The 26,875-nt window shown below is 67.3% G+C and carries 21 protein-coding genes; 11 read left to right on the top strand and 10 right to left on the bottom strand.

The genetic code is table 11. From position 1 onward, the window contains the following. The first annotated feature begins 161 nt into the window (after nt 1-161). The 4 genes from ACIBK2_RS06295 to atzF all read left to right on the top strand — a co-directional run bounded on the left by ACIBK2_RS06295 (nt 162) and on the right by atzF (nt 7,538). On the top strand, nt 162-1,301 hold the full coding sequence (locus tag ACIBK2_RS06295; RefSeq protein ID WP_396964334.1) for a Fic family protein: 1,140 nt from the start codon (nt 162-164) through the stop codon (nt 1,299-1,301). 104 nt (nt 1,302-1,405) lie between these two features. Then, nucleotides 1,406-2,107, top strand: a complete 702-nt coding sequence (locus ACIBK2_RS06290; RefSeq protein ID WP_396964332.1) for a GntR family transcriptional regulator — start codon at nt 1,406-1,408, stop codon at nt 2,105-2,107. A gap of 85 nt (nt 2,108-2,192) precedes the next feature. Continuing rightward, the gene (gene uca / locus ACIBK2_RS06285; RefSeq protein WP_396965828.1) at nt 2,193-5,780 is read left to right on the top strand and encodes an urea carboxylase; all 3,588 of its coding nucleotides are present in this window, start codon (nt 2,193-2,195) and stop codon (nt 5,778-5,780) included. Continuing rightward, nucleotides 5,781-7,538, top strand: coding sequence for an allophanate hydrolase (gene atzF / locus ACIBK2_RS06280; protein WP_396964330.1), 1,758 nt, complete (start codon nt 5,781-5,783; stop codon nt 7,536-7,538). Between the two features lie 48 nt (nt 7,539-7,586). On the opposite strand, the gene ACIBK2_RS06275 is transcribed toward atzF, so the two are convergent. Then, nucleotides 7,587-8,159, bottom strand: coding sequence for a TetR/AcrR family transcriptional regulator (locus ACIBK2_RS06275; protein WP_396964328.1), 573 nt, complete (start codon nt 8,157-8,159; stop codon nt 7,587-7,589). 102 nt (nt 8,160-8,261) lie between these two features. Between ACIBK2_RS06275 and ACIBK2_RS06270 the strand changes: the two genes are divergently transcribed. Continuing rightward, on the top strand, nt 8,262-9,497 hold the full coding sequence (locus ACIBK2_RS06270; RefSeq protein WP_396964326.1) for an FAD-dependent monooxygenase: 1,236 nt from the start codon (nt 8,262-8,264) through the stop codon (nt 9,495-9,497). 57 nt (nt 9,498-9,554) lie between these two features. On the opposite strand, the gene ACIBK2_RS06265 is transcribed toward ACIBK2_RS06270, so the two are convergent. Both ACIBK2_RS06265 and ACIBK2_RS06260 read right to left on the bottom strand, forming a co-directional pair. Further along, nucleotides 9,555-10,145 (bottom strand): TetR/AcrR family transcriptional regulator, encoded by a 591-nt coding sequence (locus ACIBK2_RS06265; RefSeq protein ID WP_396964324.1) that lies wholly within the window; start codon nt 10,143-10,145, stop codon nt 9,555-9,557. Continuing rightward, complete coding sequence (locus ACIBK2_RS06260; protein ID WP_396964322.1) at nt 10,142-11,368, bottom strand: cytochrome P450; 1,227 nt, start codon at nt 11,366-11,368, stop codon at nt 10,142-10,144. Before ACIBK2_RS06260 ends, ACIBK2_RS06265 begins: the two co-directional genes overlap by 4 nt. A 697-nt stretch (nt 11,369-12,065) precedes the next feature. Here ACIBK2_RS06260 and ACIBK2_RS06255 point away from each other — a divergent pair. Beyond that, nucleotides 12,066-12,506, top strand: coding sequence for a hypothetical protein (locus ACIBK2_RS06255; protein ID WP_396964320.1), 441 nt, complete (start codon nt 12,066-12,068; stop codon nt 12,504-12,506). A gap of 53 nt (nt 12,507-12,559) precedes the next feature. Here the strand turns inward: ACIBK2_RS06255 and bla are convergent, their stop codons facing one another. From bla to ACIBK2_RS06240, 3 genes are all read right to left on the bottom strand, one after another. Continuing rightward, the gene (gene bla / locus ACIBK2_RS06250) at nt 12,560-13,483 is read right to left on the bottom strand and encodes a class A beta-lactamase (RefSeq protein WP_396964318.1); all 924 of its coding nucleotides are present in this window, start codon (nt 13,481-13,483) and stop codon (nt 12,560-12,562) included. Nucleotides 13,484-13,613: 130 nt separating this feature from the next. Further along, complete coding sequence (locus tag ACIBK2_RS06245) at nt 13,614-15,089, bottom strand: catalase (RefSeq protein WP_396964316.1); 1,476 nt, start codon at nt 15,087-15,089, stop codon at nt 13,614-13,616. 59 nt (nt 15,090-15,148) lie between these two features. Then, nucleotides 15,149-15,589, bottom strand: a complete 441-nt coding sequence (locus tag ACIBK2_RS06240; protein ID WP_396964314.1) for a Fur family transcriptional regulator — start codon at nt 15,587-15,589, stop codon at nt 15,149-15,151. Nucleotides 15,590-16,124: 535 nt separating this feature from the next. Here ACIBK2_RS06240 and ACIBK2_RS06235 point away from each other — a divergent pair. Together ACIBK2_RS06235 and ACIBK2_RS06230 are read left to right on the top strand one after the other, a co-directional pair. Continuing rightward, nucleotides 16,125-17,477 carry a serine hydrolase domain-containing protein gene (locus tag ACIBK2_RS06235; protein ID WP_396964312.1) on the top strand — a complete coding sequence of 451 codons (1,353 nt, stop codon included), beginning with the start codon at nt 16,125-16,127 and terminating at the stop codon, nt 17,475-17,477. 66 nt (nt 17,478-17,543) lie between these two features. After that, on the top strand, nt 17,544-18,884 hold the full coding sequence (locus ACIBK2_RS06230) for a serine hydrolase domain-containing protein (protein WP_396964310.1): 1,341 nt from the start codon (nt 17,544-17,546) through the stop codon (nt 18,882-18,884). A 1-nt stretch (nt 18,885) separates the two neighbouring features. Here the strand turns inward: ACIBK2_RS06230 and ACIBK2_RS06225 are convergent, their stop codons facing one another. Beyond that, nucleotides 18,886-19,410 carry a PaaI family thioesterase gene (locus tag ACIBK2_RS06225; protein ID WP_396964308.1) on the bottom strand — a complete coding sequence of 175 codons (525 nt, stop codon included), beginning with the start codon at nt 19,408-19,410 and terminating at the stop codon, nt 18,886-18,888. Between the two features lie 177 nt (nt 19,411-19,587). Here ACIBK2_RS06225 and ACIBK2_RS06220 point away from each other — a divergent pair, with 177 nt between their 5' ends. After that, entirely contained in the window at nt 19,588-20,271 is a 684-nt protein-coding gene (locus tag ACIBK2_RS06220) for a TMEM175 family protein (RefSeq protein ID WP_396964306.1), read from the top strand. A gap of 19 nt (nt 20,272-20,290) precedes the next feature. Here ACIBK2_RS06220 and ACIBK2_RS06215 read toward each other — a convergent pair whose 3' ends face one another. Then, a complete protein-coding gene (locus tag ACIBK2_RS06215; protein WP_396964304.1) occupies nt 20,291-21,205 on the bottom strand; it encodes an aminotransferase class IV in 915 nt (304 codons plus the stop codon). Between the two features lie 91 nt (nt 21,206-21,296). Between ACIBK2_RS06215 and ACIBK2_RS06210 the strand changes: the two genes are divergently transcribed. Beyond that, entirely contained in the window at nt 21,297-21,902 is a 606-nt protein-coding gene (locus ACIBK2_RS06210) for a TetR/AcrR family transcriptional regulator (RefSeq protein ID WP_396964302.1), read from the top strand. Between the two features lie 160 nt (nt 21,903-22,062). Then, complete coding sequence (locus ACIBK2_RS06205; protein ID WP_396964300.1) at nt 22,063-24,501, top strand: glycoside hydrolase family 3 protein; 2,439 nt, start codon at nt 22,063-22,065, stop codon at nt 24,499-24,501. Between the two features lie 58 nt (nt 24,502-24,559). Here the strand turns inward: ACIBK2_RS06205 and ACIBK2_RS06200 are convergent, their stop codons facing one another. Together ACIBK2_RS06200 and ACIBK2_RS06195 are read right to left on the bottom strand one after the other, a co-directional pair. Further along, nucleotides 24,560-25,594, bottom strand: coding sequence for an aspartate-semialdehyde dehydrogenase (locus tag ACIBK2_RS06200; RefSeq protein WP_396964298.1), 1,035 nt, complete (start codon nt 25,592-25,594; stop codon nt 24,560-24,562). A 3-nt stretch (nt 25,595-25,597) separates the two neighbouring features. After that, entirely contained in the window at nt 25,598-26,863 is a 1,266-nt protein-coding gene (locus ACIBK2_RS06195) for an aspartate kinase (protein ID WP_379281878.1), read from the bottom strand. Between the last annotated feature and the right edge of the window lie 12 nt (nt 26,864-26,875).

The raw sequence follows: 26,875 nt of genomic DNA, 5'->3' as shown, positions 1-26,875 counted from the left end.
AGGACCCGGCGGCAGTACCGCAGACTATCCACACCCGTCCCCACCTCACGCAGCGAACCACCACATTTCCGCAGGTCGCCATGTCCTGATGTCTCTAATTTAGAGCCATATATCTACTTTTGTCCTAAGATTAGAGACATCAGGACATCGGAGGGCGACCAGTGCTGTACGCGACACCCGAGCTCGACTCCACCGACCAGGCCGTACTCGCGGGCATCTACCGGCGGCGCGCCAGCCTCGCGTCGGCCATGCGGGTGCCCAAACGCTGGCCGGGACTGCTGCGACGCAATCTCATGGCCCGCGCCATCCGCGGCTCGAACAGCATCGAGGGCTACCGGGTGGAAACCGATGACGCGGCCGCCGCGGTCGACTACGAGGAAGCGCTCACCGCCGATGAGCAGACCTTCGCCGAAATTCGCGGCTACCGGCAGGCCCTCGGCTACGTGCTGACGGTGGCACAGACTGCGGCACCGGTCGACGAATCCACCATCAGGGCACTGCATTTCATGCTGCTCGGCCATGACCTCACGAAAAGTCCCGGTCAATACCGCACCGGACCGATCTACGTGCGCGAAGACAACAGCGGCGACACCGTCTACGAAGGTCCCGGCTCGGCGCTGGTCCCCGGATTGATGGCCGAACTCGCCGGTGCGCTCGAGTCCGACACCGATCCGATCGTGGCCGGTGCGATGGCGCATTTGAATCTGGTGATGATCCATCCCTTCCGCGACGGCAACGGGCGAATGGCGCGAGCCATCCAGACCCTGGTCGTATCCCGTGGCGGGATCGCCGAACCGACCTTCTGCAGCATCGAGGAATGGCTCGGCGTCAATACCGATGACTACTACCGCATCCTGGCGGTCACCGGAGCGGGCTCCTGGTCGCCCGAGCGCGACGCCGGGCTGTGGTTGAAGTTCAACCTGCGCGCCCACGATATCCAGGCGCAGACCGTCGAGGGCCGGATGCAGCGCACCGAGCGCGCCTGGTCGCATCTCGATGACCTCGTCGGCATCCACCGGTTGCCGGAACGGGCCGCCGACATCTTGTACGACGCCTTGATCGGGTTCCGCATCCGCCGACATGGATACCTCACTCGTGCCCAGATCGATGAACGAACGGCCTCCCGCGACCTCAAGGCCCTGACCGACCTCGGCCTGCTCGCCGCGCGTGGGGAGACCCGGGGCCGCCACTATGTGGCCGGGGCCCGGCTCATGGAGCTCCGATTTACTCTCCGTGCGGAGGTGCCGCGGCACATCGTCGATCCGTATCCCGGGCTCCGGGCTGAATTGGTGAAGCCGTGAAGCGGGACGTCCCCACGGCGAAATCGGGGGCGGTGAGGAGACCCTTACGCCTTGCTAACCTGTTGTCACATTGCTGAAACGCGAGCTCCATAGCGTATACAGGCATGTCGACACGGGTGGCCACACTGGAAGATGCGGCGGGGCGGCCGCTGCGGGACGTGGTGTATGCGGCGCTGCGCAGCGAGCTGATGAATGGGGACATCAAGTTCGGGGAGCGGCTTACCGAGCCGAAATTGTCGGCGCGGTTCGGGATTTCGCGGACGCCTATTCGGGAAGCGTTGACGGTGCTGTGTTCCGACGGGCTGCTGCAGCGTGAGGAGTTCGGGTTCAGTCCGGTGCGGCCGAGCATTCCGTTGATCCGCGACCTGTACGAGCTGCGAATCACGGTGGAGCTCGGCGGGATACAGCGGGCGATGACCAATGCCGCGGTGACGCACGATCGGGCGTTGCTCGAGGTCGAGCGCGACGCCTGGCTGGCGTTGCGGGCCGATCCGCCGGTGCAGGAGCCGGGATTCGTGGTGCGCGACGAGGAATTCCACGTCACCTTGCTGACCGCGGCGGGTAATGCCGAAATGGTGCGGGCGTTGAAGGCGGTGAACTCGCGGATCCGGCACGTCCGGATGTACGACTTCATGGTCAACAACCGCATCGAGACCACCATCGCCGAGCACCTCGGCATCCTGGAAGCAGTACTGGCCGACGACCTTTCGCTCGCCTACCGGCTGCTGCACACGCATATCGGCGAATCGCTCGACGTGGTGCTGGAACGAGTCACCCGGGCCATCGCCGCGATGGCCGCCGAATAACGCTCAACTGAATAGGGAGAAGCACGTGAGGCTGGAATTCGATACGGTGCTGGTCGCCAACCGTGGCGAGATCGCCTGCCGGATCATGCGATCCGCGAAGGCCCTTGGCCTGAAGACGGTCGCCGTCTACTCCGATGCCGACACCGGCGCGGCCCATGTCGAAATGGCCGATGTCGCGGTGCGTTTGGGGCCCGGCCCGGCAGCCGAGTCCTATCTCGGCGCGGATCGGGTGATCGAGGCGGCGTTGGCAACGGGCGCGGGCGCTATCCATCCCGGGTACGGATTCCTCTCGGAGAATGCCGATTTCGCCACGACCGTGGCCGCGTCGGGTGTGCGATTCGTCGGCCCGACCCCGGACCAGCTGCGCGTCTTCGGTGACAAGCACACCGCAAGGGAAGCGGCGCGCGCCGTTGGCGTTCCGCTCATTCCGGGCAGCGGACTGCTCGACTCGGCCGACCACGCGGCCGAGGAAGCCGATCGGATCGGTTACCCGGTGATGCTCAAGGCGGTCGGCGGCGGTGGCGGCATCGGCATGCAGGCCTGCTTCGACGCCGACCAGCTACGCGCCGCCTACCAGCGCGTACAACGCCTTGCGGCGACGAACTTCGCCTCGACCGGCGTCTTCCTGGAACGCTTCATCGCGCGGGCCAGGCACGTCGAGGTGCAGTTGTTCGGCGACGGCCACGGCCGGGTGGTCAGCCTCGGCACCAGGGATTGTTCGCTGCAGCGACGTAATCAGAAGGTGCTGGAGGAAGCGCCCGCGCCCGGCCTCAGCCCGGCGCTGACGGACCAATTGCTCTCGGCATCAAGGGAACTCGCGCGCTCGGTCGGCTACCGATCGGCCGGGACGGTGGAGTTCGTCTACGACGCCGAACACGGAACCGCGTCGTTCCTGGAGATGAATACCCGTCTGCAGGTGGAACATCCGGTGACGGAGGCGGTGACCGGCGTCGACTTGGTCGCGTGGATGCTGCGCCTGGCCGGTGGCGACACCTCGATGGTGGACGAACAGCCGGAGAGCGGTCCGCCGATCACCGGCTGGGCCGTGGAAGCCCGGGTCTACGCGGAAGATCCGGGCCACGACTACCGCCCGAGCGCCGGGTTGATCACGGCCGCCGCCTTTCCGGTCGAGACCAGCGCCGAGACGGCCGCGCACCAGACCGGCATCCGCGTCGACACCTGGGTCGGCACCGGCACCGAGGTGAGTCCGTACTACGACCCGCTGCTGGCCAAGGTCATCGCGGTCGGCGACAGTCGCGCCCAGGCCTTCGCCCGTCTCACCGGCGCGCTCGCCGACTCGCACATCTATGGCGTGCAGACCAACCTGCCCCAACTGCGCCAGGCGGCCCGCGATCCGCGCGTGCTGGCCGCGAAGCACGTCACGACCACGCTCGCCGATATCCGCCCGGTCGGCCGTCGCATCGATGTCCTGCGCGGCGGCACCATGACGACCGTGCAGGACTATCCGGGCCGAATCGGCCTGTGGCAGGTAGGCATTCCGCCGTCCGGCCCGATGGACGATCTCTCGTTCACCCTCGCCAATACCGCCGTCGGCAATCCGGTCGGCGTGCCCGCGCTGGAATGCACACTGCAGGGCCCGCAGCTACGTTTCTCCGACACCGCGGTGGTGTGCGTGACCGGCGCACCCACTCCGATCACGGTCGACGGCCAACCCGTGCCGATGTGGCAGCCGGTCACCGTGCCCGCCGGTTCGGTACTGGACATCGGCGCACCAACCGATTCCGGCCTGCGCACCTATCTGGCGGTCCGCGGCGGCATCGACGCACCGCTCTATCACGGCAGCGCCGCCACCTTCACTCTCGGCGGATTCGGCGGCGTAACCGGCAAAGCCGTTGTGACAGGAGATGTTCTGGGCATCGCACCGACCGCAGAGCACACCCTCGGCGCCCCGGCCGAGGTTCCGCCGCGCGAGCGCCCCGACTTCACGCACGACTGGCAGCTCGCCGTCGGCGAGGGGCCACAAACCTCCCCGGCGTACTTCACCGACGCCGACATGACCCAGTTCTACACGCACCCTTGGCAAGTCGGCAGCCACGCCAATCGCACCGGCATCCGCCTGGACGGACCCAAACCGACCTGGTCGCGCACCGACGGTGGCGACGCCGGGCTGCATCCGTCCAACCTGCACGACAACCCGTACAGCGTCGGCACTTTGAACGTCTCCGGCGACACCCCGATCCTGCTGGGCCCGGACGGCCCGAGCCTCGGCGGCTTCGCCTGCCCGCTGACCGTGGTCTCGGCCCACCGCTGGAAGCTCGGCCAACTACGGCCCGGCGACACGCTCCGCTTCGTGCCGGTCACCGACGACGAGGCGATCACGCTGCGCGAATCGAACACCGCCCGCGCACACGATATCGCCCCGAATCCCCGTGCCGCACTGCGTGATCGCGGAATCCTCGGCGCCCTCGACGGCGACGGCGATCGACCGAGGGTCGCCTATCTGCGTGGCGGCGACGACAACATCCTGGTCGAATACGGCGATATGGTGCTGGATCTGGGCCTGCGCATGCGGGTGCACGCGCTCGCCGAGGCACTGGCGAGCACCGGCCTGCCCGGCATTCTCGATGTCACCCCCGGCGTCCGCTCGCTGCACATCCACTTCGATCCCGCAGTCCTGCCGCAATATCGGCTGCTCGGCATGCTGCACGAGCTCGAACTCGCGCTGCCCGCGACCACCGACCTGGTGGTGCCGAGCCGCACCATCCGGCTGCCGCTGTCGTTCGACGACCCGTCCATCGCCGAGGCGATCGATAGATACCGCAGCGGCGTTCGCGACTCCGCCCCGTGGCTGCCGTCGAACACCGAATTCATTCGCCGCATCAACGGCCTCGACAGCGTCGACGACGTGCGCGCCACCGTGTTCGACGCCGAATACCTCGTGCTCGGCCTAGGCGACGTGTATCTCGGTGCGCCGCTGGCGGTTCCGCTCGATCCACGGCACCGCCTGGTGACCACGAAATACAACCCGGCCCGCACCTGGACACCGTCGGACGCGGTCGGCATCGGCGGCAAGTACCTGTGCGTGTACGGCATGGCCTCGCCCGGCGGCTACCAGCTGATCGGCCGGACCGTGCCGATCTGGTCCAGCTACCGCCAATCCGCGCCGTTCGAGCCGGGCACCCCCTGGCTGTTCCGGTTCTTCGACCGCATCGTCTGGGAACCGGTGAGCGCCGAACAACTCGTGGAACATCGCGCGGCCGCCGCGGCGGGCCGGTTCGACGCGGAGGTCAGCGACGGCACCTTCGCGCTGGCCGACCACTTGCGCATGCTCAGCGCGGAGGCCGACTCCATCGCGGAATTCGAGTCGAAGCAGGCGGCGGCGTTCGAGGCGGAGAAGGCCGCCTGGCGCGCGGCGGGCGAATTCGATCGCCCCACCGCGACCGCGGCCGTCGCCGAACCCATCGACGACCCGCTCGCGGGCATGCCCCCTGGCGCGACCGTGGTGACCGCGCCGATGATCGGCAACGTCTGGCGGATCGAAGTCGTAGCAGGACAACGACTCACGGCGGGCACACCGATCGCCGTACTGGAGGCGATGAAGCTAGAACTGCCGGTGCACAGCCCGGGCGCCGGCACGGTTTTGAAGGTACTTGCCACGCCAGGTGCCAAAGTAGAACCGGGAACCCCACTAGCAGTGATCGGAGTCGACTGAATGACCGCCGACGAGCCGTACCTATCCACCCCGCCGGCTACCGCCCCCTCAGGCGACAGCGCACTACCCACCGAGCGGGTCACCGCCGCGTATCGGCGGATCGCCGAGGTGGATCGGCCCGAGGTGTGGATCACCCTGCGCCCGGAGCGCGAGGTCGCCGCCGACGCCGCGGCGGTCGAACGGCGGCTCGCCGACGGTGCCTCGCTCGCGCTGGCCGGTGTGCTGGTGGCGGTCAAAGACAACATCGACGTCGCCGGGCTGCCGACGACCGCGGGCTGCCCCGAATTCGCCTATACCGCCGAGGTGACCGCGGCCGCGATCGAGCGGCTGGTCGCGGCGGGCGCGATCGTGCTCGGCAAGACCAACCTCGACCAGTTCGCCACGGGGCTGGTCGGCACGCGCAGCCCCTATGGTGCCGTGCGGAATGCGTACGATCCCACGCTCATTTCCGGTGGTTCCAGTTCCGGGTCGGCGGCCGCGGTGGCGCTCGGCATCGCCGACATCGGAATCGGTACCGACACAGCGGGTTCCGGTCGTGTCCCGGCGGCGCTGCACGGAATCGTCGGCATCAAGGCCACATTGGGTGTCATCCCCGCGCACGGCGTCGTGCCCGCGTGCGCGGACTACGACGCGGTCACCGTTTTCGCCGCGGACCTCACGGATGCGGTGGCGGCGGCCGCGGTGATGTCGGGACCCGAATCGCGGGATCCACGCAGTCGCCGGTGGCCCGCCGACGTCCTGCTGGCCGCCCCGCTGGCGCCGCGCATCGCGATCCCGCGCGCCGCGGACCTGACCGCGTTGAGCGGGCCGTATCGGGATGCGTTCGCGCGCACCGCCGCCGTCGTCGCGGATTCCGGCGCGAAGATCGAGGAGGTCGACATCTCCGGCCTGCTCGATGCGGCACTCCTGCTCTACGACGGCGCGATCGTCGCCGAACGTTATGCGGCGGTCGGCGCTTTCCTGGAAACAGCACCCGCCGGTGCCGACTCCACGGTTGCCGCGATCATCGAATCAGCGCGTCGCACAACGGGTCCCGCGTTCGCTGCCGATCTCGATACCTTGGCGCGCGCCCGCGCGTCCGCCGCCGAACTACTCGACGGCTTCGACGCGCTGCTACTGCCGACAACCACCGAACACCCGAGTATCGCTGCGGTGCAGGCGGACCCGATCGGCATCAACAGGCGCCTGGGCACCTACACCAACTTCTGCAACCTGCTCGACATGGCGTCGATCGCTATCCCCGGCGAATCCACCACCGATGGCGCGCCTTTCGGCGTCATGCTGGTGACGCTTGCCTTCGCCGACCAGGTCGCCGTTGATCTCGCCGCCCGCATGCTCGGTGCCGAGACCACCCCGCTGCTGGTCGAACGCGGCGTCGAACTGGCCGTTTTCGGCGCGCACCTGCGCGGTCAGCCGCTGCACTGGCAGCTCGAACAGATCGGCGCCCGCTTCGCCGGAGAAATCCACACTACCGACGCCTACCGCCTGACCGCCCTGGACACCACCCCCGCGAAGCCGGGACTCGTCCGCCACGGCGACGGCCTCGGCGCCCCCATCCTCGGCGAGCTCTTCCGCGTCTCCGAGGCCGGACTCGGCAGCTTCCTCGCCGCCCTGCCCGCCCCCATGGCGTTGACCAGCATCGAATTATCCGACGGCCGTTCGGTAATCGGCTTCGCCTGCACCTACGACGCCGCGAGCGCAGCCACCGACATCACCGAATTCGGCGGCTGGAAGTCCTACCTCGAACAGCGCGCTTAGCGCGACGTGAGTGGCACATCAGCGTGGTTTGCCGCAGCCATGTGCCACTCACGGAGCTAGGGCGGCTATAGCGATGGCGAGTTCTTCGCCGGTGGGAAGCGGGCTGGTGGGGTCGCTGATCCATTGCAGCGCTAAGCCGTTGACGAGCACGAAGTACAGCTTGCCGATCGCGCGGGCCTGAGTTTCGGACAGCGGCGGATGCAATTCACCGACCAGAGCCGCGAATCCGGCGATCGCCGTTTCGTGGACCGTCGCCATGTGTTGCTGATCGGCGGCCATCGAGCGATGGCTGCGGATCAAGTTCTCGGCGCTGGCGACGATCCCGTCTCGATGGCGGCCGAACAGTTCCCCGATGCCGGACCAAGTATCGGCGAACGCCTCAGCCCGGGATCGGTCGGGGGCCGCACTCCGAATCCGCTCCTCTAGTTCGTCACCCAGCATCTGACCTGTCGCCTCGGTGAAGGCCTCGGTAAGCAGGCGTTCCTTCGAGCCGAAGTGATAGCCGATCGAGGCCAGGCTCACGCCTGCCGCGGTGGCGATGTCGCGCGCCGTCGTACTGGCGAATCCCCGCTGATAGACGCAGGTGCGGGCGGCGGCGAGCAGTGCTTCTCTGTTTCCCATACCCACACTGTACGGATGTCTTGCACATTTGTTCTAGACATTCGTGCAAGCTTGCTGTAGACATATGTCTAAGACGTTCAGACCAAGACAAGGGAACAGACCATGAGCGACAACCACACCCCCGAGCTCCGCATCCTCATCGCCGGCGGCGGCATCGGCGGCAACGCGGTCGCCCTGCAGCTGCTTCGGGCAGGCCTCCGCGCCACCGTGGTCGAGCGAGCCGCGGCGCCGCGACCGGGCGGACAGGCCGTCGACCTGCGCGGGCCGAGCTGCGAGGTGGCCGAGCGGATGGGCCTGATGCCGGGTATCCGCAAGTACCAGCTCGACGAGCGCGGCATGAAGTTCGTGGACGCCGCGGGCCGCGATGTGGTCCGGATGCCCACCGAGTTGTTCGACGGCAAGGGCGGCGTCGCCGAAATCGAGCTCACCCGAGGCGATCTCAACCAGGTGCTGCTCGACGCGCTGAACGAAGCGGGCGGCGTCGACTACCGCTACGGCGAGTGGATCATCGAGCTCGCGCAGGACGAGACGGGTGTCGAGGTCACCTTCGCCTCCGGTGCGCGGCAGCGCTTCGACATCGTGATCGGCGCCGACGGACTGCATTCCGGCACCCGCCGGATGGTGTTCGGCCCGGAGGAGGAGTTCTCGACCTACCTGGGCGGCTACATGTCCTTCTTCACCCTGCCCACCCCCGACAGCGTGGAGAACAACTGGTTCACCATGCACTCGCTGGTCGGCGCGACCAACATCGGCCTGCGCCCCGACGCCGACCCGGCGACGTCCAAGGCTTTGGTCACCATCCGCACCGAGGCCGATCCCGCACTGCGCCGCGATGTTTCGGCCCAGCAGGACCTGATCCGGCAGCGGCTGGCCGACGGCGGCTGGGAGGCGGCCACGATCACCGCCGCCATGTCCGAGGCGACCGACTTCTACTTCGACGACCTGGCGCGCATCGACATGCCGACCTGGTCGAAGGGCCGGGTCGTGCTGCTCGGCGACGCCGGCTACTGCGGTTCACCGCTCACCGGCAACGGCACCGCGATGGCCCTGATCGGCGCGTACGTGCTCGCCGGTGAGATCGCCACGCACGCAGGCGATCCCGAGCACGCGCTGACCCGCTACGAGGAGGTGCTCCGCCCGTTCATCGCGAAGGCTCAGGAACTGCCGCCGGGCGGACTGAAGGCCATGACCCCCCAGTCCAGCTTCGGCATTCGCGCGGGCCAGGCCGTCAGCAAGCTGATGACCTCGAAGGCGATGAAGCCGCTCATGATGAAGATGCTCAGCAAGACCGAGTCCTACGACCTGCCCGACTACTCCGCGCAGACTGTCCAGCGGTAACCCGAACCCGCAACGACCGGAACCGTCCAGCACGGCTCCGGTCGTTGTCGTGTGCGGCTATTCGATTATCGTCCGCTGGTCGAGCAGGAACGGAAGTGCGAAGTTACGGAGCAGCATTCGCTCTTCGTCTTCGCCCGCGCCGGGCAGGGTCAGCAGGGACACCATCACCCGGACGAACCATTGGCCGAGTCGGCGGGCGGCGGGCGCGGGTAGGTCCGGACGGAAGCCGCTGACGAAGTCGGTCGCGAGGGTGTCCACCACCTCGGATGAATTAGACAGCTGGGCAACAATTCCCGCGTTGGCGGGCGCGAACCACACAGCCAGATGCGGTGTTTTACGGACCTCGGCGATCAAGGCGGTAAATCCGTCGAGCAGTTGCTCGCCGGGGTCGGTGGCAGCGGTGACAGCCGGATCGCGCCACACACGCTCGACCACCTGACGCGCCTCGCGACCGGCGAACGCGACGTACAGCGCCTGCCGATTGTCGAAGTAGCGGTAGAGCGTCGCCCTGGAACACCCTGCGGCCTCGGCGACTTCGGCCATTCCGACGCCGCTGACCCCTTTATCGATGAACAAAGCGCGGACCGCATCGAGGATCCGCTCGCTCGCCAGCTCCGCGCGACCGTCCGCCAACCAGTCACCGGTCATGCCGCGCACCGGAACGGCACGGTGGTCGGCCGCCGAACGTAGGGCCCCGGAGCGTATTCGACCGCGTCGATATCCACCGCGAAGTTCGGGAATCGATCGAGCACTTCCTCCAGCGCCACGCGGGCCTGCATCCTGGCCGCGGCGGCACCGAGGCAGTGGTGCGGACCGTGCCCGAAAGTGAGGATTCGCTGCGGATTGCGGTCGATGTCGAGGTCCGCCGCGTCGGCACCGAAGGCGCGTTCGTCCCGGTTCGCGGAACCGAACACCAGCAATACCTTGCGGCCGACGGGAATTGTCTTGCCGCCCAACGCGACATCGCGCGTCACCGTCCGCGCCAGGCCCTGCACCGGCGCGGTCAACCTGGCGAATTCCTCGATGGCCGTGCGGATCCGGTCCTTGTCCGCGACCAACGCGGCCCGCTGCTCCGGATGTTGTTGCAGCAGTTGCACCGCACCGCCGAGCAGACCCGTCGTGGTGTCGTTGCCGCCGGCGACCATCGTCCAGGTGTAGGCCAGAATCTGCACCAGGCCACGCACATCCGCGTCATCCGCGGCCATCCCAGCCTGCACGAGCAGCGACACCGTGTCCTCCCCCGGATCGCTCCGGCGGCGCTTGATGAGCTCGGCGAAGTAACCCATCATCGCCATCGAGGCGGGCATGGCCTGGGTTTGCGCGCGATCACTGCTGCCCGCGACCACCGCCTCGGTCCAGCCGTCGAATCGAGCCCGATCTTCCTCGGGCACCCCGAGGTAGTAGGCCACCACCATGCTCGGCAGCGGCTTGAACACCTGCTTGACGATGTCGCCGCCGCCGTCCTCGGCGATCCGGTCCAGGCGGTCGCGGACGAATCGGCGCACCACCGGCTCCACCTCGGTGACCTGGCGCGGCGTAAAACCGCGGGCGACGAGTTTGCGAAAGTCGGTGTGCTCCGGCGGATCCTGCATCACCAGCGGCGGATTGTCTGTGAGACCGATCTGTTCCAGCTCGCCATACTCCACGGTCAACCCGTCGCGCGAGGAGAAGGTCTCGCTGTCGCGAGCCGCCGCGTACACGTCCGCGTGCCGAGTGAGCACCCAGTAGTCGTTGTCGGGACGCGCGGGCGGCACCACGTGGTGCACCGGATCCTGTTCGCGCAGTGCGGCATACATCTCCCACGGCGACGTCCAGGTGGCGCCGGAGCGCAGCTCGAAGACGGGAGCGGGCCGATACGCATCGATCAACATGTAGTGACGGTAAGACAATTAGACGAATGTGTCTAGAACGAGTTCTACTTGATGGCGCCGGGCCGATTACCCTCCGAAACCGGTCCGGCCGCCCTTTCGAGTCGGGACCGTCGCCGCGCAACCGCGGTTACCTTCAGCAGTGGCAACACGGTGCTCGTTGCCGGTCAGCTCCCGGAAGAGCCAGCGAAAAGCGTGTACCAGTGTCCCGAGTGGCTCGCCAGGCCGGTCACCCCTCGTGGACCGGCCCGGCAAGCACCCTCCCCCGGAGCCCGACCTGTCAACCCCTCGAAGACAGGTCGCGCTCCGTTCCCCACCCCCGGTGGTGGCTAGAACACCGAAGCCCCTGATCTCCCCACCCGGGGCGTTCGGTGTTGACACAAACAATGCACGCGCGGGCTTAGCACGGACTTAAGAACACCTTGCAGGCGTAAAGCCGCCGGTAATAAGGCCGTCTGGGCGGCGAATGTGCCGAGTTTGTAGCAACCGGTCCCGGATAGCGGATGATGGAGACAGGAGCGCCAAGGAGAGTGGGAGCAACAATGGAAACCGTGGTGGTCTGGGCACTGGCCTGCCTGCTGTATTGGTGGGGCCTGCTGTAGTCGAGGACGGCAACCTGGTCGAAACCGACCCGGTCTACTACACACTGTCGTAGAGTTGTGGCGTAGTCGTTCGCACGTCTGGTCCGATGGGGGTAACCATGACCAACCCGACAGCTGCCCGGCCGGATCTCGGCGCCGGGCCTGCCTTCGCCCAATTACGCTGGGCTACTGCCCTTTTCGCGGTAGCACTGCTCGTCCACGGCCTCGATCATCTGCGGCGGGGCATGGACAGCATTTCCAGCACCGTAATGGTGCTCGGCACAGTGCAATCCATCCTCGCGGTCGTGACCATCGTGCTGGTGTTCACTGGTCACCGAATGGCTGCGGTCGCGGCTGTGGCCATCGGCTTCGCCAGTGCGGCCGGGTTCACTCTGGTGCACCTTTTCCCGGACTGGTTCGGCCCGCTCAGCGACAGCTTCATCAACCCGCCCGCCTCGGCCAACGTCAACGGATTCTCTTGGTTCGCCGCGATTTTCGAGATCATCGCCGATCTACTGATCGGCACCGCCGGGCTGCGGGCACGGCGGGCCGGCGCCTGACGGCAACGAGATCCGCTGTCCGCCAACATGAATGGTGGACAGCGGCTGCAACGTCAGTGCAGGTTTTTGACGACGACCTTGGTGACGTCGGCGACCAGGTCGTTGCTCGGCTCGGCGTCCTTGGCGGGCTTACGGGACTGGACCGCGATGACCAGTGGCGCGCGGGCGCCGTCCGGCCAGGTGACCGCCACGTCATTGGCGCAGCCGTAATCGCCGGTGCCGGTCTTGTCGCCGGTCGTCCAACCCGCGGGCACCCCCGCGCGAATGCGCTTGTCGCCGGTCGTATTTGCCTTCAGCCAGCCGGTCAGCCGGTCCCGCTCCGGCGCACCAAGGGCGTCGCCGAGCACAACCGCGCGGTAGTCGGCGGCGAGCGCGGCCGGGGTGGTGGTGTCGCGCTCGTCGCCGGGGATCGCGGTATTGAGGTCCGGTTCCCAGCGGTCGAGGTGACTCACCTGATCGCCGAGGGTGCGCAGGAAGTCCGTAAGTGCTTGGGGGCCACCGAGTTCGCGCAGCAGTAGGTTGCCCGCGGTGTTGTCGCTCTTGGTGATCGCGGCGTCGGCCAGCTGGGCGGGCGTCATCCCCTCGGCCACCTTGGTGCTGGTCACCGGCGAGTAGCTGAGCAGGTCGGCGGGGGTGAAGTGGATGACCCGATCGAAGTAGCCGGTGTCGAGCGGGTGCGCCTTCAGCAAGGCCGCGGCGGCCAGGCCCTTGAAGGTGGACAGGAACGGGAAGCGCGCGTCCCCGCCGGCGGCGAGGGTCTTGCCACTTCCGGTGTCGACCGCGAACAGACCGATCTGCGCGGCGTACTGCTTCTCCAGCGCCGCCACCTCGGCAGCGGCGGAATTATCGGCCTGCGCGCTCGCGCTCGGCGAGTCGGTATGTGCGGCAGGGGTGTCGGTGCCGCAGGCGGCGAGCAACGGTAGAACGAGAACGGCGGTGGTCAAGGCCACCCGGACAGCACGCGTCAGCCGAAACATCCCATCACTGTGGCAGGCGAGTCACCGCCCCGCAAACGAGACTTCGGTCCGCATGACCTGCGGCTATTACCGAGACAGGCACGCACCACGAGGGTTACGCGCCTGCCTCGGCATCGCACTACCGCATCGCTCAGCCCTGCACAGGTGGCGTGTCGAGACCCGCCCGAACGCCCGCCTCGACCCGCTTGCCGAGATCGGCGTCCACGTTCGTCCAGTACTCGAAGACCCGGCTGAGCACCGGCTCCCGCACGCCGCCGAGCACGTGCCCGACGATGTTGTTCACCAGGCGGTCGCGCTGCTCATCGTCGAATACCTCGCGGACCATGGTGCCCGCCTGGGTGAAGTCACCGTCCTCGGCGTGCTGCACATAGCCAGCCCGCACCATCGTCGGGTCGAACTCCCACAGGCCGCCGTCAGGAGCCTGCGCCGGATCCGCGTGCGGACCACCGAAGGAGTTCGGCGCGTACACCGGCACGCTCGCGTCGTTGTACGAGTACCGCATCGCGCCCTCCTTGGAGTAGGAGTTCACCTCCGCGGCCCGCGCGACGTTCGGCGGCAGCTGCGCGTAGTTGGTGCCGATCCGGTAGCGGTGCGCGTCCGCGTAGGCGAACACCCGGCCGAGCAGCATCTTGTCCGGCGAAAAACCGATGCCGGGCACGACATTCGACGGCTCGAAGGCGGCCTGCTCGATATCGACGAAGTAGTTGCCCGGGTTGCGGTTCAGCGTCCACTTGCCGACCTCGATCAGCGGGTAGTCCTGGTGCGACCACACCTTGGTCAGGTCGAACGGGTTGAACCGGTAGCCCTCGGCATCGGCAACCGGCATCACCTGCACGTGCAGCGTCCAGCTCGGGAACTCGCCGCGCTCGATCGCGTCCCACAGGTCCTTGCGGTGGTAGTCGGCGTTCTCGCCGGCGATCCGGTCCGCGTCGGCCTGGGTGAGGTAGTCGACGCCCTGGTCGGTCTTGAAGTGGTACTTCACCCAGAAGCGCTCACCCTCGGCGTTGACCCACTGGTAGGTGTGCGAGCCGTAGCCGTTCATGTGCCGGTACGTCTTCGGAATGCCGCGGTCGCCCATCAGCCAGGTCACCTGGTGCGCGGTTTCCGGGCGCAGGGTCCAGAAGTCCCACTGCATGTTGTGATCGCGAAGTCCGTTGCCGGGCAGGCGCTTCTGCGAGCGGATGAAGTCGGGGAACTTGATCGGGTCCTTGATGAAGAACACCGGGGTGTTGTTGCCGACGAGGTCGTAGTTGCCGTCCTCGGTGTAGAACTTCACCGCGAAACCCCGTGGGTCGCGCCAGGTGTCGGGGCTGCCCTGCTCGCCGGCCACGGTGGAGAAGCGCACCAGCGACTCGGTCCGCGCACCCGGCTGGAACAGCTTGGCCTTGGTGTAGCGGCTGACGTCGTTGGTCACCACCAGCTCGCCGTAGGCACCGGCGCCCTTGGCGTGCACGATCCGCTCCGGCACCCGCTCGCGGTTGAACTGGGCCAGCTTCTCGATCAGGTAGTGGTCGTGCAGCAGAATCGGGCCTTGGGTGCCCGCGGTGAGCGATTCGTTGTCGCTCTCCACCGGCGTTCCGGTGTTCGTCGTTGTCGGCTTGGTCATCTCGAAGCCTCCTCGTTGGTGCGAATGCCCCGGGGGTGGGCTGTACCCCCGGGGCGCGATCAGGATTGCTGCCGCTCCTGCGTGCGGCACGTCGGGCACAGACCCCAGAAAACGACCTCGGCCTCGTCGATCGCGAACCCGTGATCGTCGCCGGGTGCCAGGCATGGGGCGCTACCCACGACACAGTCGATGTCGACGACCGTGCCGCAGCTGCGGCACACCAAGTGGTGATGGTTGTCCCCGGCGCGGGTCTCGTAGAGCGCCGCCGAACCGGCCGGCTCGATGCGCCGCAGCAGCCCGGCGTGCACGCAGGCCCGCAGCACGTCGTAGACAGCCTGGGTCGACACCGAGCCCAGCGACCGCCGGACGGTGGCGGCGACCCGATCCGCATCGGTGTGCGGCGCGGCCGCGACCGCGTCCAACACCGCGATCCGCGGGGCGGTAACCCGCAGACCTGCTGCGCGCAACTGCGCCTGCGCATCGGTGTGGTTGGTGTGCATACCTACGATCCTCCGTATTTTCTGGAATTAGTCAAGAAAATGAAGAGATCAATATAAGCAGAGCTCAGGGCCGTGAACGCCGCACACAAGCCGAGGTCGACCCTAGTCGAATGTGATGAAAGACACGGCAAGCGGCCAGCTCCGGGAGCTGCCTCTGTTCAGCGAGGGGCGGTGCCCGGCGTGATCGAGGCGATCCGCGCGCGGATGATGGTGCCGCGCTCCGGATCCAGCTGGGCGACCTGCCCAGGCGAATTTGTGGGTCAGCTCACATTCGCGGGCGCGGAATACTTCCGGGCAGGTGGTCGTTGATCACCACTGTCGGCGTCCGGACAGCCCCGGGCCTCACCCCTTTGTCGCTACGAGCGACCACCCGCCGAGAGGCGCTTGTGGGACGTCGACGCGAGTCGTGACGCTGGCGTGGCGTCCGGCGACTCAGCGCCGCCAGGTTTAGTGACCTGGCGGCGTTTGTGTTTTCCGGCCCGGCTCGCCGCCTTGTTGGCTGGTCCCGGCGAGGTTGCGCGATAGCCTCGTTCGCATGGGGCGATTCGGTGGGTTCCTTGTGGTGTTCGCTGCGTTATCGCTGGTGGCAGGCAATATTTTCGCCGGGACCGCGCAGGCGTCGCCCAGCCGCGTGTCCGCGGACGTCCGGTGCACGCAGCAGTCGGGACGCGAGTTCCCCCGGGCGAAGCCCGAGCAGGTCGGCCTGGACAGCAAGCTGCTCGCGGACGCACTCACCTTCGCCGCCACCCGGAATCGGTTGAATGTGCAGGTGTTCCGGCACAACTGCCTGATCGGCGAGGGACCGACGAACACCCAGACCGGGAACGTGGCGTGGAACATCTGGAGCGCGACCAAGAGCGTGGTCTCGCTGCTCGCCGGGATCGCCTGGGATCAGGGCAAACTCGAAATCTCCGCACCGATCGATCGGTATCTGCCGCCGGGACTCGGCGACGTCGAGCATCGCTCGATCACCGTCGAGAACCTGCTCACCGAGTCCTCGGGGCTGGCGGTCGGCGCGCTCACCGAGGGCATCACCGGGGTGGTTCCGATCGATCCGAACAGCGCGGTGCAGGCGTTGGGGATGCCGCTGGACAATCCGCCGGGCGAGAAATTCAGCTACAGCCAGCGCAATGTCGACCTGCTCAGTTATGTACTCGAACTGGCGGTGGGTGAGCCGTTGCAGCAATTCGCGCAGCGCGAGCTGTTCGACCCGCTCGGCATCGAGCGCGGCGACTACTACTGGGCGCGCGATCGCGCCGGGCACACCTATGGCTATGCCCATCTGATGATTCCGCCGAACGATTTCGCCAAGCTAGGTTTGCTGGTGAGCAACGACGGGCGTTGGGGCACACAACAACTCATCTCCGACAGGTATCTTCGGCTGGCGCTGAAGCCGTCACCGGCCAACGAGTGCTACGGGTACCTGTTCTGGCTCGGGCCGGAGTGTGCGGCTCCGCTCTACAACGTCCCGAACGACGTTTTCATGATGGACGGACTCGGCATGCAGAACGTATTCGGCATTCCGAGCCTCGACCTCACGGTGGTCTGGACCGGGTTCTTCGGCAATCGCAGCAGCAAGGGCCTGACCGGCACCCTGCAGAACCAGGCGGAATTGCCGTACGAGTTCTTCCGCAAATTGTTCGCGGCGTTCCACGACCGGCCCGTGCCCGACCTCGGCCCGTTCGTCGAGCCGCCGGTGCGCTTGGACCCGAGAACGTATGTCGACCCCGATATTCTGCTCGCGGTGTTCGGCATCGGCCCGGGCGCGTATCCGGGCTGCAATGTCTTCTCCTGCCTGGACTACCCGCTGGCCCCGCCGTTTTGGGACACCGCACCGGGTTGCGCGATTCTCGCGTGCCTCGGGCCAGAAGCCCCGGGTATCCGATGAGGTTCGGGCGCACCGTAACTCGTCATTCGGCCGTCACTGCCGAGTCCGCGCGATAACCTCGTGCGTATGGGGCGATTCGGTGGGTTCCTCGTTGGGTTCGCTGTGTTATCACTGATCGCCGGGAATGTCTTTATCGGCACCGGTTCGGCCGCCGCCGAGCCGGTGAGTTGCGCGGTGCAATCCGGCCGCGAGTTCGCGCGCGCGGCGCCGGAGCAGGTCGGCCTCGACAGCACGAGGCTTGCCGACGCATTGACCTTCGCCGCCACCCGAAACCGCATCAACGTTCAGGTATTTCGGCACAACTGCCTGATCGGCGAGGGACCGACGAACGCGCAGACCGACAATATCGCGTGGAACATCTGGAGCGCGACCAAGAGTGTGGTGTCGCTACTCGCCGGAGTCGCTTGGGATCGGGGCAAACTCGATATCTCCGCACCGATCGACCGATACCTGCCCGCAGGACTCGGCGACGCCGAACATCGCTCGATCACCGTCGAGAACCTGCTCACCGAGTCGTCGGGGATGAAGGTCGGCGTGTTGACCGAGGGTGCCACCGGTGTCGTTCCGATCGATCCGAACAGCGCGGTGCAGGCGCTCGGTGTGCCACTGGACAATCCGCCGGGCACGGTATTCAGCTATAGCCAGCGCAACGTCGATCTGCTCAGTTATGTGCTCGAATTGGCCATCGGCGAACCGCTGCAGCAATTCGCGCAGCGGGAACTCTTCGGTCCGCTCGGCATCGAGCGTGGCGACTACTACTGGGCACGGGATCGCGCCGGGCATACCTACGGCTACGCGCACCTGATGCTCCCGCCGAACGATTTCGCCAAACTCGGACTGCTCACCAGCAATGACGGGCGTTGGGGCGCACGGCAACTCGTCTCGACCGAATACTTGCGACAGGCGCGCGAGCCGTCGAAAGCCAACAAGTGCTACGGCTATCTGTTCTGGCTCGGGCCGGGGTGCGCGGAGTCGGACAGCATGCTGCCCGCTGACGTGTACATGATGGCCGGGCTCGGCCTGAACAACATCTTCATCATCCCGAGCCTGGACCTGGTGGTGATGTGGACCGGATTCTTCGGCAATGTCAGCCAGTACGGGCCGACCGGCACGATCCAGAACATCGCGGAACTGCCGCACGAATTCTTCCGCCGGTTGTTCGCGGCGTTCCAGGTACCGCCCATGCCAGACCTTGGGCCGTATGTCGAACCGCCGGTGCGATTGAACCCGAGCCAGTTCGTCGATCTGAACTTCGTGCTCGCGGTGTTCGGCGCCGGGTCGTTCGCGTATCCGGGCTGTAATGTCGTGTCCTGCTTGAATTTCCCGCTGGCGCCGCCCTTCGCGGACGCCGCACCCGGGTGTGCGATTTTCGCCTGCCTCGGCCCCGATGCCCCCGGCATCCGCTGAATCACACACCGAGGAAAGGCAACTCGCCCTCTTTGGCGCCGTGCGTGCGGAAGTGATCCGGGGAGACCACGATGAACAGCGCGTCCGCCTCGGCGACGAGGTCGCCGTCGAGTTCGAGCCGCGCGTAGATGTGCAGCTTGCGGGCGCCGTCGCGGCGATCGATGTGCGCGGACACGGTCATCGGACGATGCAGTGGCGCGGGCTTGACGTAGTTCACCGTGAGTTTGGCGGTCACCGCGGGAATCCCGGCGCGAGTCGGCACGCTCCCCGAGGCCTCGTCCAGCACCGCCGCGACCACCCCGCCGTGCGCGAGCCCCGGTGCGCCCTGGTGTCTTTCGTCGAAGGTGCAGTCGCCGACGATGCGGCCGTCCACGAGTTTCGTCAGCATGGCCACTCCGGCGCGATTGGCAGGCCCGCAGCCGAAACAGTTGTCACCGTGCGCGGAGTCCGCGCCGTCCGGCGCCTGGCCGCTCGCGACGACCGGGCGCTCCGCGCCGCGATCGGATGCTTCGGAAAGTCCGGTCATGCGCACCCCTCAATCAGGAATCAACTGTGTCCTGATTGAAGCTACGGCATGATCGGCCATCGATCGCACCGGCCGATTATCGGCCGATTATCAGTACGCGCTGCTGCGGCAGGACCTGCGGCCGGTGATCCGATACGGTTCAACCGATTTACCGCGTAGTCGTTAGGAGCCCAAAGCGTGACCGATCAGGTATCACCCTCTCCCGAAGACGAGGATTTCAGCGCCCATCGGGTGGGAGCGTTCGCCGACGCGGTTCTCGCGATCGCGATCACGCTGCTCGTCATCGAGATCAAACGGCCGGAGGGCGAGGACCTGGCCAGCCCGCACGCCCTCGCCGAGTTCCTCTGGCACGAGAAGGCGTCGTTCGTCGCGTTCGTGCTGGCGTTCTTCCTGCTGTGGTCGGTGTGGCGCAGGCACCACATCTTCATCGACGAGGTCGAGCGGCTGGACCGGGCGACCACCGCGGCGCACGCGCCACTGCTGCTGTTCGCCGCCTTCCTGCCGTTCCCGACCGCGATATTCGGGCACGCGCCGGACAACAAGCTGGCCGCGTGCCTGTTCGCCGCGACTGCCGCGGCACTGTTCGGCTGCGAGGCGGTCATGAAGGAATTCGCCTGGCGACGTGCGGTACTGCGCCCCGGCGTCGATCCGGTGCAGCTCCGGATCAGCGCCAACGCGTCCGCGGCGGTCACCTCCGTCTTCGTGCTGACGGCCGGGCTGGTGTGGGTCACGCCGTACATCTGGTACGCCTGGTTCTTCGCTCCGATGGCTGCCGCGTTCGGTGGGAAGCTGCTCGAACGCGTCCGTCCTGACCTTCCCCCGCGAGTGCGCGAGCGCCGGGCCGAGCACGCACAGGGGTAGCCCGGACGCTCGCGCATGGTCAGTCGAGCGAGGTGAGCCAGCCGTGCAGGTCGTCGGTGCGTAATGCGGCCGCGTGGCGCTTGCGCAGGGCCTGCGAGATCGGGCCCGCTTGCCCGTCGGCGACCGTGCGGCCGTCGACCTCGAAGACCGGGGCGGCGCCCGCGGAGGTGCCGGTGACGAAGACCTCGTCGGCGATGTAGAGCTCGGTCAGGTCGACGGTGCGCTCGATCACCGGGATGCCGTCCTCGGCCGCCAGGGTCAGGATCGTTCTGCGGTTGATGCCGTCGAGGATGTCGCTGGACACGTCGGGAGTGATCAGCGTGCCGTTGCGGACGAGGAAGATGTTGGCCGCGCTGAGTTCGCAGACGTGGCCGTTGCCGTCGAGGAAGACGCAGTCGTCGTAGCCGCTGTCGATCGCGTCCTGCTTGGCCAGCACCGAATTCACGTACGCGCCATTGACTTTCGCGCGCGACGGGATCGCGTTGTCCGGAATACGCCGCCACGGGCTGGATTTCAGCCGCATGCCGTCCTGCGGGACGATCGGCACCGCGTCGTAGACGAACATGCTGACCTGAATCGCGCAGCCACGCACCCGGGTGCCGGGAATCGACTCGACGACATGCACTGTGGCGCGCACGAATACATCCTCGGTCGGGGCATTACGACCGACGAGCTCGACCACCGCCGCGTAAAACCGTTCGTAGTCCCACTCCGTCGCGAACCGATCGATCCCGATGATCTTGCAGGACTCCTCGAGCCGCCGGAAGTGATCATCCAGCCGGAATGCGGTACGTGCTGCCCCTGCCACATGAACCGGGAAGACGGTGTACACGCTGAGTCCGTACAACACCGCCGACGATGCGACACCGACCGTGGCCGCCTCGGCCGCGACGATCCGGTCACCTAGATACACATGGGGATGGGGGTTTGCCATCGGCGGAGGCTAACAGCAGCGCGGGCGACGGGGCGACCGGATTTCCGCCGGGTCCGCTGTGCGGGTGGCGGGTCTGGTTAGGCTCGACCGTGTGACTCAGGGACGGCGGGGTGGGCGGGAGGCGCAGGGGGCTGAGCGGCGGGAGGCGATTCTCGAGGCTGCTCGGGAGGTGATTGCCGAACGGGGGTATCGGGGGGCTTCGCTGGGGGCGGTTGCGGAGCGGGTCGGGCTTACTCAGCCCGGGGTGCTGCATTACTTTCCGAGTAAGGAACACCTCTTGGTCGCGGTGCTGGAGGCTCGGGACCGGTGGGATACGGCGGCGTTTCTGGCCGGAGGGTCGGATAGCTGGCGGTTGTCGCACCTGGAGCAGCTGGTGGAGTACAACGCCACGCGGCCCGGGGTCGTGCAGACGTTCGCGGCGCTGGCCGGGGAGAGTGTGACGGGCGGACATCCGGCGCGCGAGTACTTCGTCGAGCGGTATGCGCAGGCCAGGGCGGGGCTGGCGGCGATGCTGCGGGCGGAGTTCGGCGATCGGCTGGCGGGTGGGCGGACGCCGGAGCAGGTGGCGCCGCTGTTGATCGCGGTACTGGACGGGTTGCAGACGCAGTGGTTGCTGGATCCGGAGTCCATCGATATGGGTGCCGCGTTCCGGGACTTCGTCGCCTTGCTCGGGCCGAGTGACGACACTGCGCCATAGCGGCAGGCTCTCGATTTATATAACGAGAAAGTAACAACACCTACCATTGATTAGGTGAGCTCAGCGGTGCCCGCGGCCGTCCGCTGCCTGCACTCACGGGTTGTCGATGACATCCCGCCGACCCCGTCCGCAACGACCTTGGCAGACAAAGGAGTTCATCATGAGTCCAGCCGACGTAGCCCGGGAGGACGCCGTGACGGCGGCCCTCGGCAAGCTCGACCTCCCGGCGAAGGCCCGGCTGCTGATGGGGCAGGACATGTGGTCGCTGCCCGCGCTGCCGGAGATCGGGTTGCGGTCGGTGGTCATGTCCGACGGCCCGATCGGGGTGCGCGGGGTGCGCTGGACCGCCGACGATCCGTCCATCGCCTTGCCGTCGCCGACGGCGCTGGCCGCGACCTGGGATCCGGAATTGGCCAGGCGGGCCGGTCGGCTGCTCGCGCAGGAGGCTCGGCGCAAAGGTGTGCACGTGCTGCTCGCGCCGACGGTCAACCTGCACCGATCACCGTTGGGCGGAAGGCATTTCGAGAGCTACTCCGAGGACCCTTATCTCACCGGCCGCCTCGGAACCGGCTATGTGCGCGGCGTGCAGGACGGCGGAATCGGCACCACCGTTAAGCATTTCGTCGCCAATGACGCCGAGACCGAACGCTTCACCGTGAACAACGTTGTCTCCGCCCGCGCACTGCGCGAGCTGTATCTCGCACCATTCGAGGCGATGGTCCGCGATGCCGGGCCGTGGGGCGTGATGGCCGCCTACAACCGGGTCAACGGCACGACGATGACCGAGCACGGCGAGCTGCTGAACGGAACACTGCGCGGGGAATGGGGTTTCGACGGCATCGTCGTCTCGGACTGGATGGCCGCGAGGTCGACGGTCGCGGCGATCACCGCCGGGCTGGATGTCGCGATGCCGGGTCCGCGCGGTGTGTACGGGGACGCGCTGGTCGCGGCGGTGCGCAGCGGCGAGGTGGACGAGTCCGTGGTCGATGCGGCGGTGCGCAATGTGCTGCGGCTCGCGGCCCGAGTCGGCCTGCTGGAAGGTGCGGAGCCCGCGGTGACCACGCCGCCCGCGGAGATCGACGGAGTGGCACTGGCGCGTGAGATAGCCTCTCGCGCTTTCGTTCTGGTTCGTAACGAGACGGTCGGGCAGCGCCCCGCCCTCCCCCTCGACGCGGCTCGGACGAAGGTCGCGCTGATCGGTCTGGCCGCCAGGGACGCCCGCATTCTCGGCGGCGGCTCGGCCACCGTCTTCCCCGAGTCCGTGGTGTCCCCACTCGACGGGCTGACCGCCGCCCTGCCCGACGGCTCGCTCACCTACGCGATCGGCGCCGCCCCCAGCGATGTCCTCGGCGCTGCGGACCGTGGATTCGAGCTGCGCGCCCGGGTTTTCGACGCCGACGGCACCCTGCTCGGCGAGAGTTCGCTGCCCAACGGCATGGTCAACTGGCTCGGCGAACTGCCCGACGGCATCGACTACGACTCGCTGCACACCGTCGAGGTGCGCGGCACCTTCACCCCCGAGGAAACCGGCGCGCATGTGTTCGGCACCAAGGGAGTCGGTGATTTCCGGCTCGCCGTCGGCGACACGGTGCTGTTCGACGGCGCCGAAACCCTCACCGGCGCAGACCCGTTCGAGGCCTTCTTCGGCACACCGACCGAACGCGGCACGGTCGAGCTCACGGCGAGGACGACGGTCGAAGTGACCATGACCCATACGCCGCTGAAGTTCGCGGACATGCCGATCCAGGCGATCCTGTTCACCCTCGCGCACAGCGATCCCCGGCGGGATCCGGACGAGCTGATCGCCGAGGCCGTCGAGGCCGCACGCGCCGCCGACGTCGCGGTGGTGGTCGTCGCCACCACCGAGCAGGTCGAGTCCGAGGGCTTCGATCGCACCAGCCTGAAACTCCCTGGCCGCCAAGACGAATTGGTCAGCCGAGTCGCCGCGGCCAACCCGAACACCGTCGTGGTGGTGAATGCCGGGTCACCGGTCGAAATGCCCTGGCGCACCGAGGTTCCCGCGATCCTGTTGAGCTGGTTCCCCGGCCAGCAGGGTGGCTCGGCCCTCGCCGAGGTACTGCTCGGCGACACGGAGCCGGGTGGTCGTTTGCCCACCACCTGGCCTGCCACGCTGGCCGACTGCCCGGTCTCGGAGGTCACCCCGACCGACGGCGAACTCGTCTACCGAGAAGACCTGTTCATCGGCTACCGCGCGTGGGAGCGAGCGGGCACGACTCCGGCTTACCCGTTCGGGCACGGATCCGGTTACACCACATGGGATTACGAGTCGATCACCAACGAAGACAGCACGGTAACGGTCCGGCTGCGCAACACCGGCGCCCGCCGCGGCGGCGAGGTCGTGCAGGTTTACCTTGCGCCCGTGGCCGATTCGGCGATCCGGCCCGCGCGCTGGCTGGTCGGTTTCGCCCGCGTCGAAGCCGATCCGGACGAACTGGTCGAAGCCGAGATCCGCATCCCGGACCGGGCCTTCGAGATCTGGGACAACGGTGCGTGGCGAAAAGTGCCCGGCTCCTACGAGATCCAGGCAGGCCATTCGATCGCCGATCGCCGCCTGACGGCCGAGTACAGAGCTGAGTAAACGACCGCGGCCGTGGCTCCGGTAAGGAGCCACGGCCGCGAGGTCGGATCAGCGTATCTCAGCGATTGCTGAGCAAAACCTCGGCGATCTGGATGGTGTTGAGGGCGGCACCTTTTCGCAGGTTGTCGCCGGAGATGAACAGGGCGAGGCCACGGCCGTCCGGGACGCCCGGATCCTGGCGGATCCGACCGACGAGCGAATCGTCGGCACCGGCCGCCTGCAGCGGCGTCGGCACCTCGACGAGCTTGACGCCGGGCGCCTTGGCCAGGATCTCCTTGGCCTGCTCGACCGAAAGCGGCTGGTCGAACTCGGCATTCACCGACAGCGAGTGGCCGGTGAACACCGGCACGCGCACGCAGGTGCCGCTCACCAGCAGCTCGGGCAGGCCGAGGATCTTGCGGCTCTCGTTGCGCAGCTTCTGATCCTCGTCGGTCTCGCCGGAGCCGTCGTCGACCAGCGAACCGGCCAGCGGCAGCACGTTGAACGCGATCGGCGCGACGTACTTGTTCGGCGCGGGGAAGTCCACCGCGCTGCCGTCGTGGGTCAGCTTCTCGATGTCGTCGATCACGGCGCGCGACTGTGTCGCAAGCTCTTCCACGCCGGCCAGGCCGCTACCGGACACCGCCTGGTAGCTGGACACGATGAGGCGGCGCAGACCGGCGAGGTCGTGCAGCGGCTTCAGCACCGGCATGGCGGCCATGGTGGTGCAGTTCGGGTTGGCGATGATGCCCTTGACCAGATTGCGGGTCTGCTCGGGGTTGACCTCGCTGACCACCAGCGGGACGTCGGGGTCCTTGCGCCAGGCGGACGAGTTGTCGATCACGGTGACGCCCGCCGCGGCAAAGCGCGGAGCCTGCACGCGCGACATGGTGGCACCGGCGGAGAACAACGCGATGTCCAGGCCGGCCGGATCGGCCAGCTCGGTGTCCTCGACGACGATCTCGCCGCCGCGCCACGGCAGCTTGGTGCCCGCCGAGCGCGACGAGGCGAAGAACCGCACCTCGTCGGCCGGGAAGTTGCGCTCCTCCAGCAGTTTTCGCATGACGGCACCGACCTGTCCGGTCGCGCCGACGACGCCTACTCGAATGCCCATCGTTTACCGCCCCGTTCCCGCGTGCACCACGGCGACCTCGTCGCCGCCCAGATTGAAGGCCCGGTGCAGCACCTGGACCGCCTCGTCCAGCTCGGTGTCGCGCACCAGCACCGAGATCCGGATCTCGGAGGTGGAGATCAGGTCGATGTTCACGCCCGCGTCGGCCAGCGCCTCACAGAACGTGGCGGTGACGCCGGGGTGGCTCTTCATGCCCGCGCCGACCAGCGACACCTTGCCGATGTGGTCGTCGTAGAGCACCTGGGCGAAGCCGATCTCGTCCTGCTGCTTGGTCAGCATCTCGACGGCTCGCGCGCCGTCGGTCTTGGGCAGGGTGAAGGTGATGTCGGTCTTGCCGGTATCGATCTTGGAGACGTTCTGCAGCACCATGTCGATATTGATCTCGGCATCGGCGACCGCGCGGAACACCTTGGCGGCGTAGCCGGGCACGTCGGGCAGCCCGACCACGGTGACCTTGGCCTCGCTGCGATCGTGCGCGACGCCCGTGAGGATTGCTTGCTCCAAGGGGATGTCCTCCATCGATCCGTAAACGTAGGTGCCAGGCTTGTCGGTATAGGACGAGCGAACATGCACAGGCACGTTGTACCGGCGCGCGTATTCGACGCAGCGCAGCATCAGTACCTTCGCGCCGCAGGCCGCGAGTTCCAGCATCTCCTCGTAGGAGACCTGATCGAGCCGCTGTGCGTCCGGCACGATCCGCGGGTCGGCGGTGAAGACGCCGTCCACGTCGGTGTAGATCTCGCAGACGTCGGCCTCCAGCGCCGCGGCCAGCGCGACCGCGGTGGTGTCGGAGCCGCCACGACCGAGCGTGGTGACGTCCTTGTTGTCCTGGCTCACGCCCTGGAAGCCCGCGACGAGCACGATCTGCCCGTCGTCGAGCGCCTGGCGCAACCGGCCCGGGGTGACGTCGATGATCTTCGCGTTGCCGTGCGCGCCGGTGGTGATCACGCCGGCCTGCGAGCCGGTGAACGAGCGGGCCTCGGCGCCGAGCGAGTGGATGGCCATCGCGACCAGCGCGTTGGAGATGCGCTCACCCGAGGTGAGCAGCATGTCCATTTCCCTGGCCGGCGGCGCGGGGGCCACCTGCTGGGCCAGGTCGAGCAGTTCGTCGGTGGTATCGCCCATGGCCGAGCAGACGACCACTACATCGTGGCCCGCCTTCTTGGTCTCGACGATCCGTTCAGCGACGCGCCGGATGCGCTCGGCGGTAGCCACCGAGGATCCTCCGTACTTCTGAACAACGAGAGCCACGACAGGGTCCTC

It is taken from the genome of Nocardia sp. NPDC050175, from assembly GCF_044459885.1.
GTDB lineage: Bacteria > Actinomycetota > Actinomycetes > Mycobacteriales > Mycobacteriaceae > Nocardia.
This window is presented reverse-complemented; position numbering and strand designations above follow the sequence as displayed.

Bases quoted from the DNA above. Each gene is read 5' to 3' on its own strand.
- ACIBK2_RS06245 (WP_396964316.1), bottom strand. From the start codon at position 15,089: ATGACCAAGCCGACAACGACGAACACCGGAACGCCGGTGGAGAGCGAC.
- uca (WP_396965828.1), top strand. From the start codon at position 2,193: ATGCGATCCGCGAAGGCCCTTGGCCTGAAGACGGTCGCCGTCTACTCC.
- ACIBK2_RS06265 (WP_396964324.1), bottom strand. From the start codon at position 10,145: ATGACCGGTGACTGGTTGGCGGACGGTCGCGCGGAGCTGGCGAGCGAG.
- ACIBK2_RS06240 (WP_396964314.1), bottom strand. From the start codon at position 15,589: ATGCACACCAACCACACCGATGCGCAGGCGCAGTTGCGCGCAGCAGGT.
- ACIBK2_RS06205 (WP_396964300.1), top strand. From the start codon at position 22,063: ATGAGTCCAGCCGACGTAGCCCGGGAGGACGCCGTGACGGCGGCCCTC.
- ACIBK2_RS06290 (WP_396964332.1), top strand. From the start codon at position 1,406: ATGTCGACACGGGTGGCCACACTGGAAGATGCGGCGGGGCGGCCGCTG.
- ACIBK2_RS06200 (WP_396964298.1), bottom strand. From the start codon at position 25,594: ATGGGCATTCGAGTAGGCGTCGTCGGCGCGACCGGACAGGTCGGTGCC.
- ACIBK2_RS06215 (WP_396964304.1), bottom strand. From the start codon at position 21,205: ATGGCAAACCCCCATCCCCATGTGTATCTAGGTGACCGGATCGTCGCG.
- ACIBK2_RS06255 (WP_396964320.1), top strand. From the start codon at position 12,066: ATGACCAACCCGACAGCTGCCCGGCCGGATCTCGGCGCCGGGCCTGCC.
- ACIBK2_RS06260 (WP_396964322.1), bottom strand. From the start codon at position 11,368: ATGTTGATCGATGCGTATCGGCCCGCTCCCGTCTTCGAGCTGCGCTCC.
- ACIBK2_RS06270 (WP_396964326.1), top strand. From the start codon at position 8,262: ATGAGCGACAACCACACCCCCGAGCTCCGCATCCTCATCGCCGGCGGC.
- atzF (WP_396964330.1), top strand. From the start codon at position 5,781: ATGACCGCCGACGAGCCGTACCTATCCACCCCGCCGGCTACCGCCCCC.
- ACIBK2_RS06230 (WP_396964310.1), top strand. From the start codon at position 17,544: ATGGGGCGATTCGGTGGGTTCCTCGTTGGGTTCGCTGTGTTATCACTG.
- ACIBK2_RS06225 (WP_396964308.1), bottom strand. From the start codon at position 19,410: ATGACCGGACTTTCCGAAGCATCCGATCGCGGCGCGGAGCGCCCGGTC.
- ACIBK2_RS06235 (WP_396964312.1), top strand. From the start codon at position 16,125: ATGGGGCGATTCGGTGGGTTCCTTGTGGTGTTCGCTGCGTTATCGCTG.
- bla (WP_396964318.1), bottom strand. From the start codon at position 13,483: ATGTTTCGGCTGACGCGTGCTGTCCGGGTGGCCTTGACCACCGCCGTT.
- ACIBK2_RS06275 (WP_396964328.1), bottom strand. From the start codon at position 8,159: ATGGGAAACAGAGAAGCACTGCTCGCCGCCGCCCGCACCTGCGTCTAT.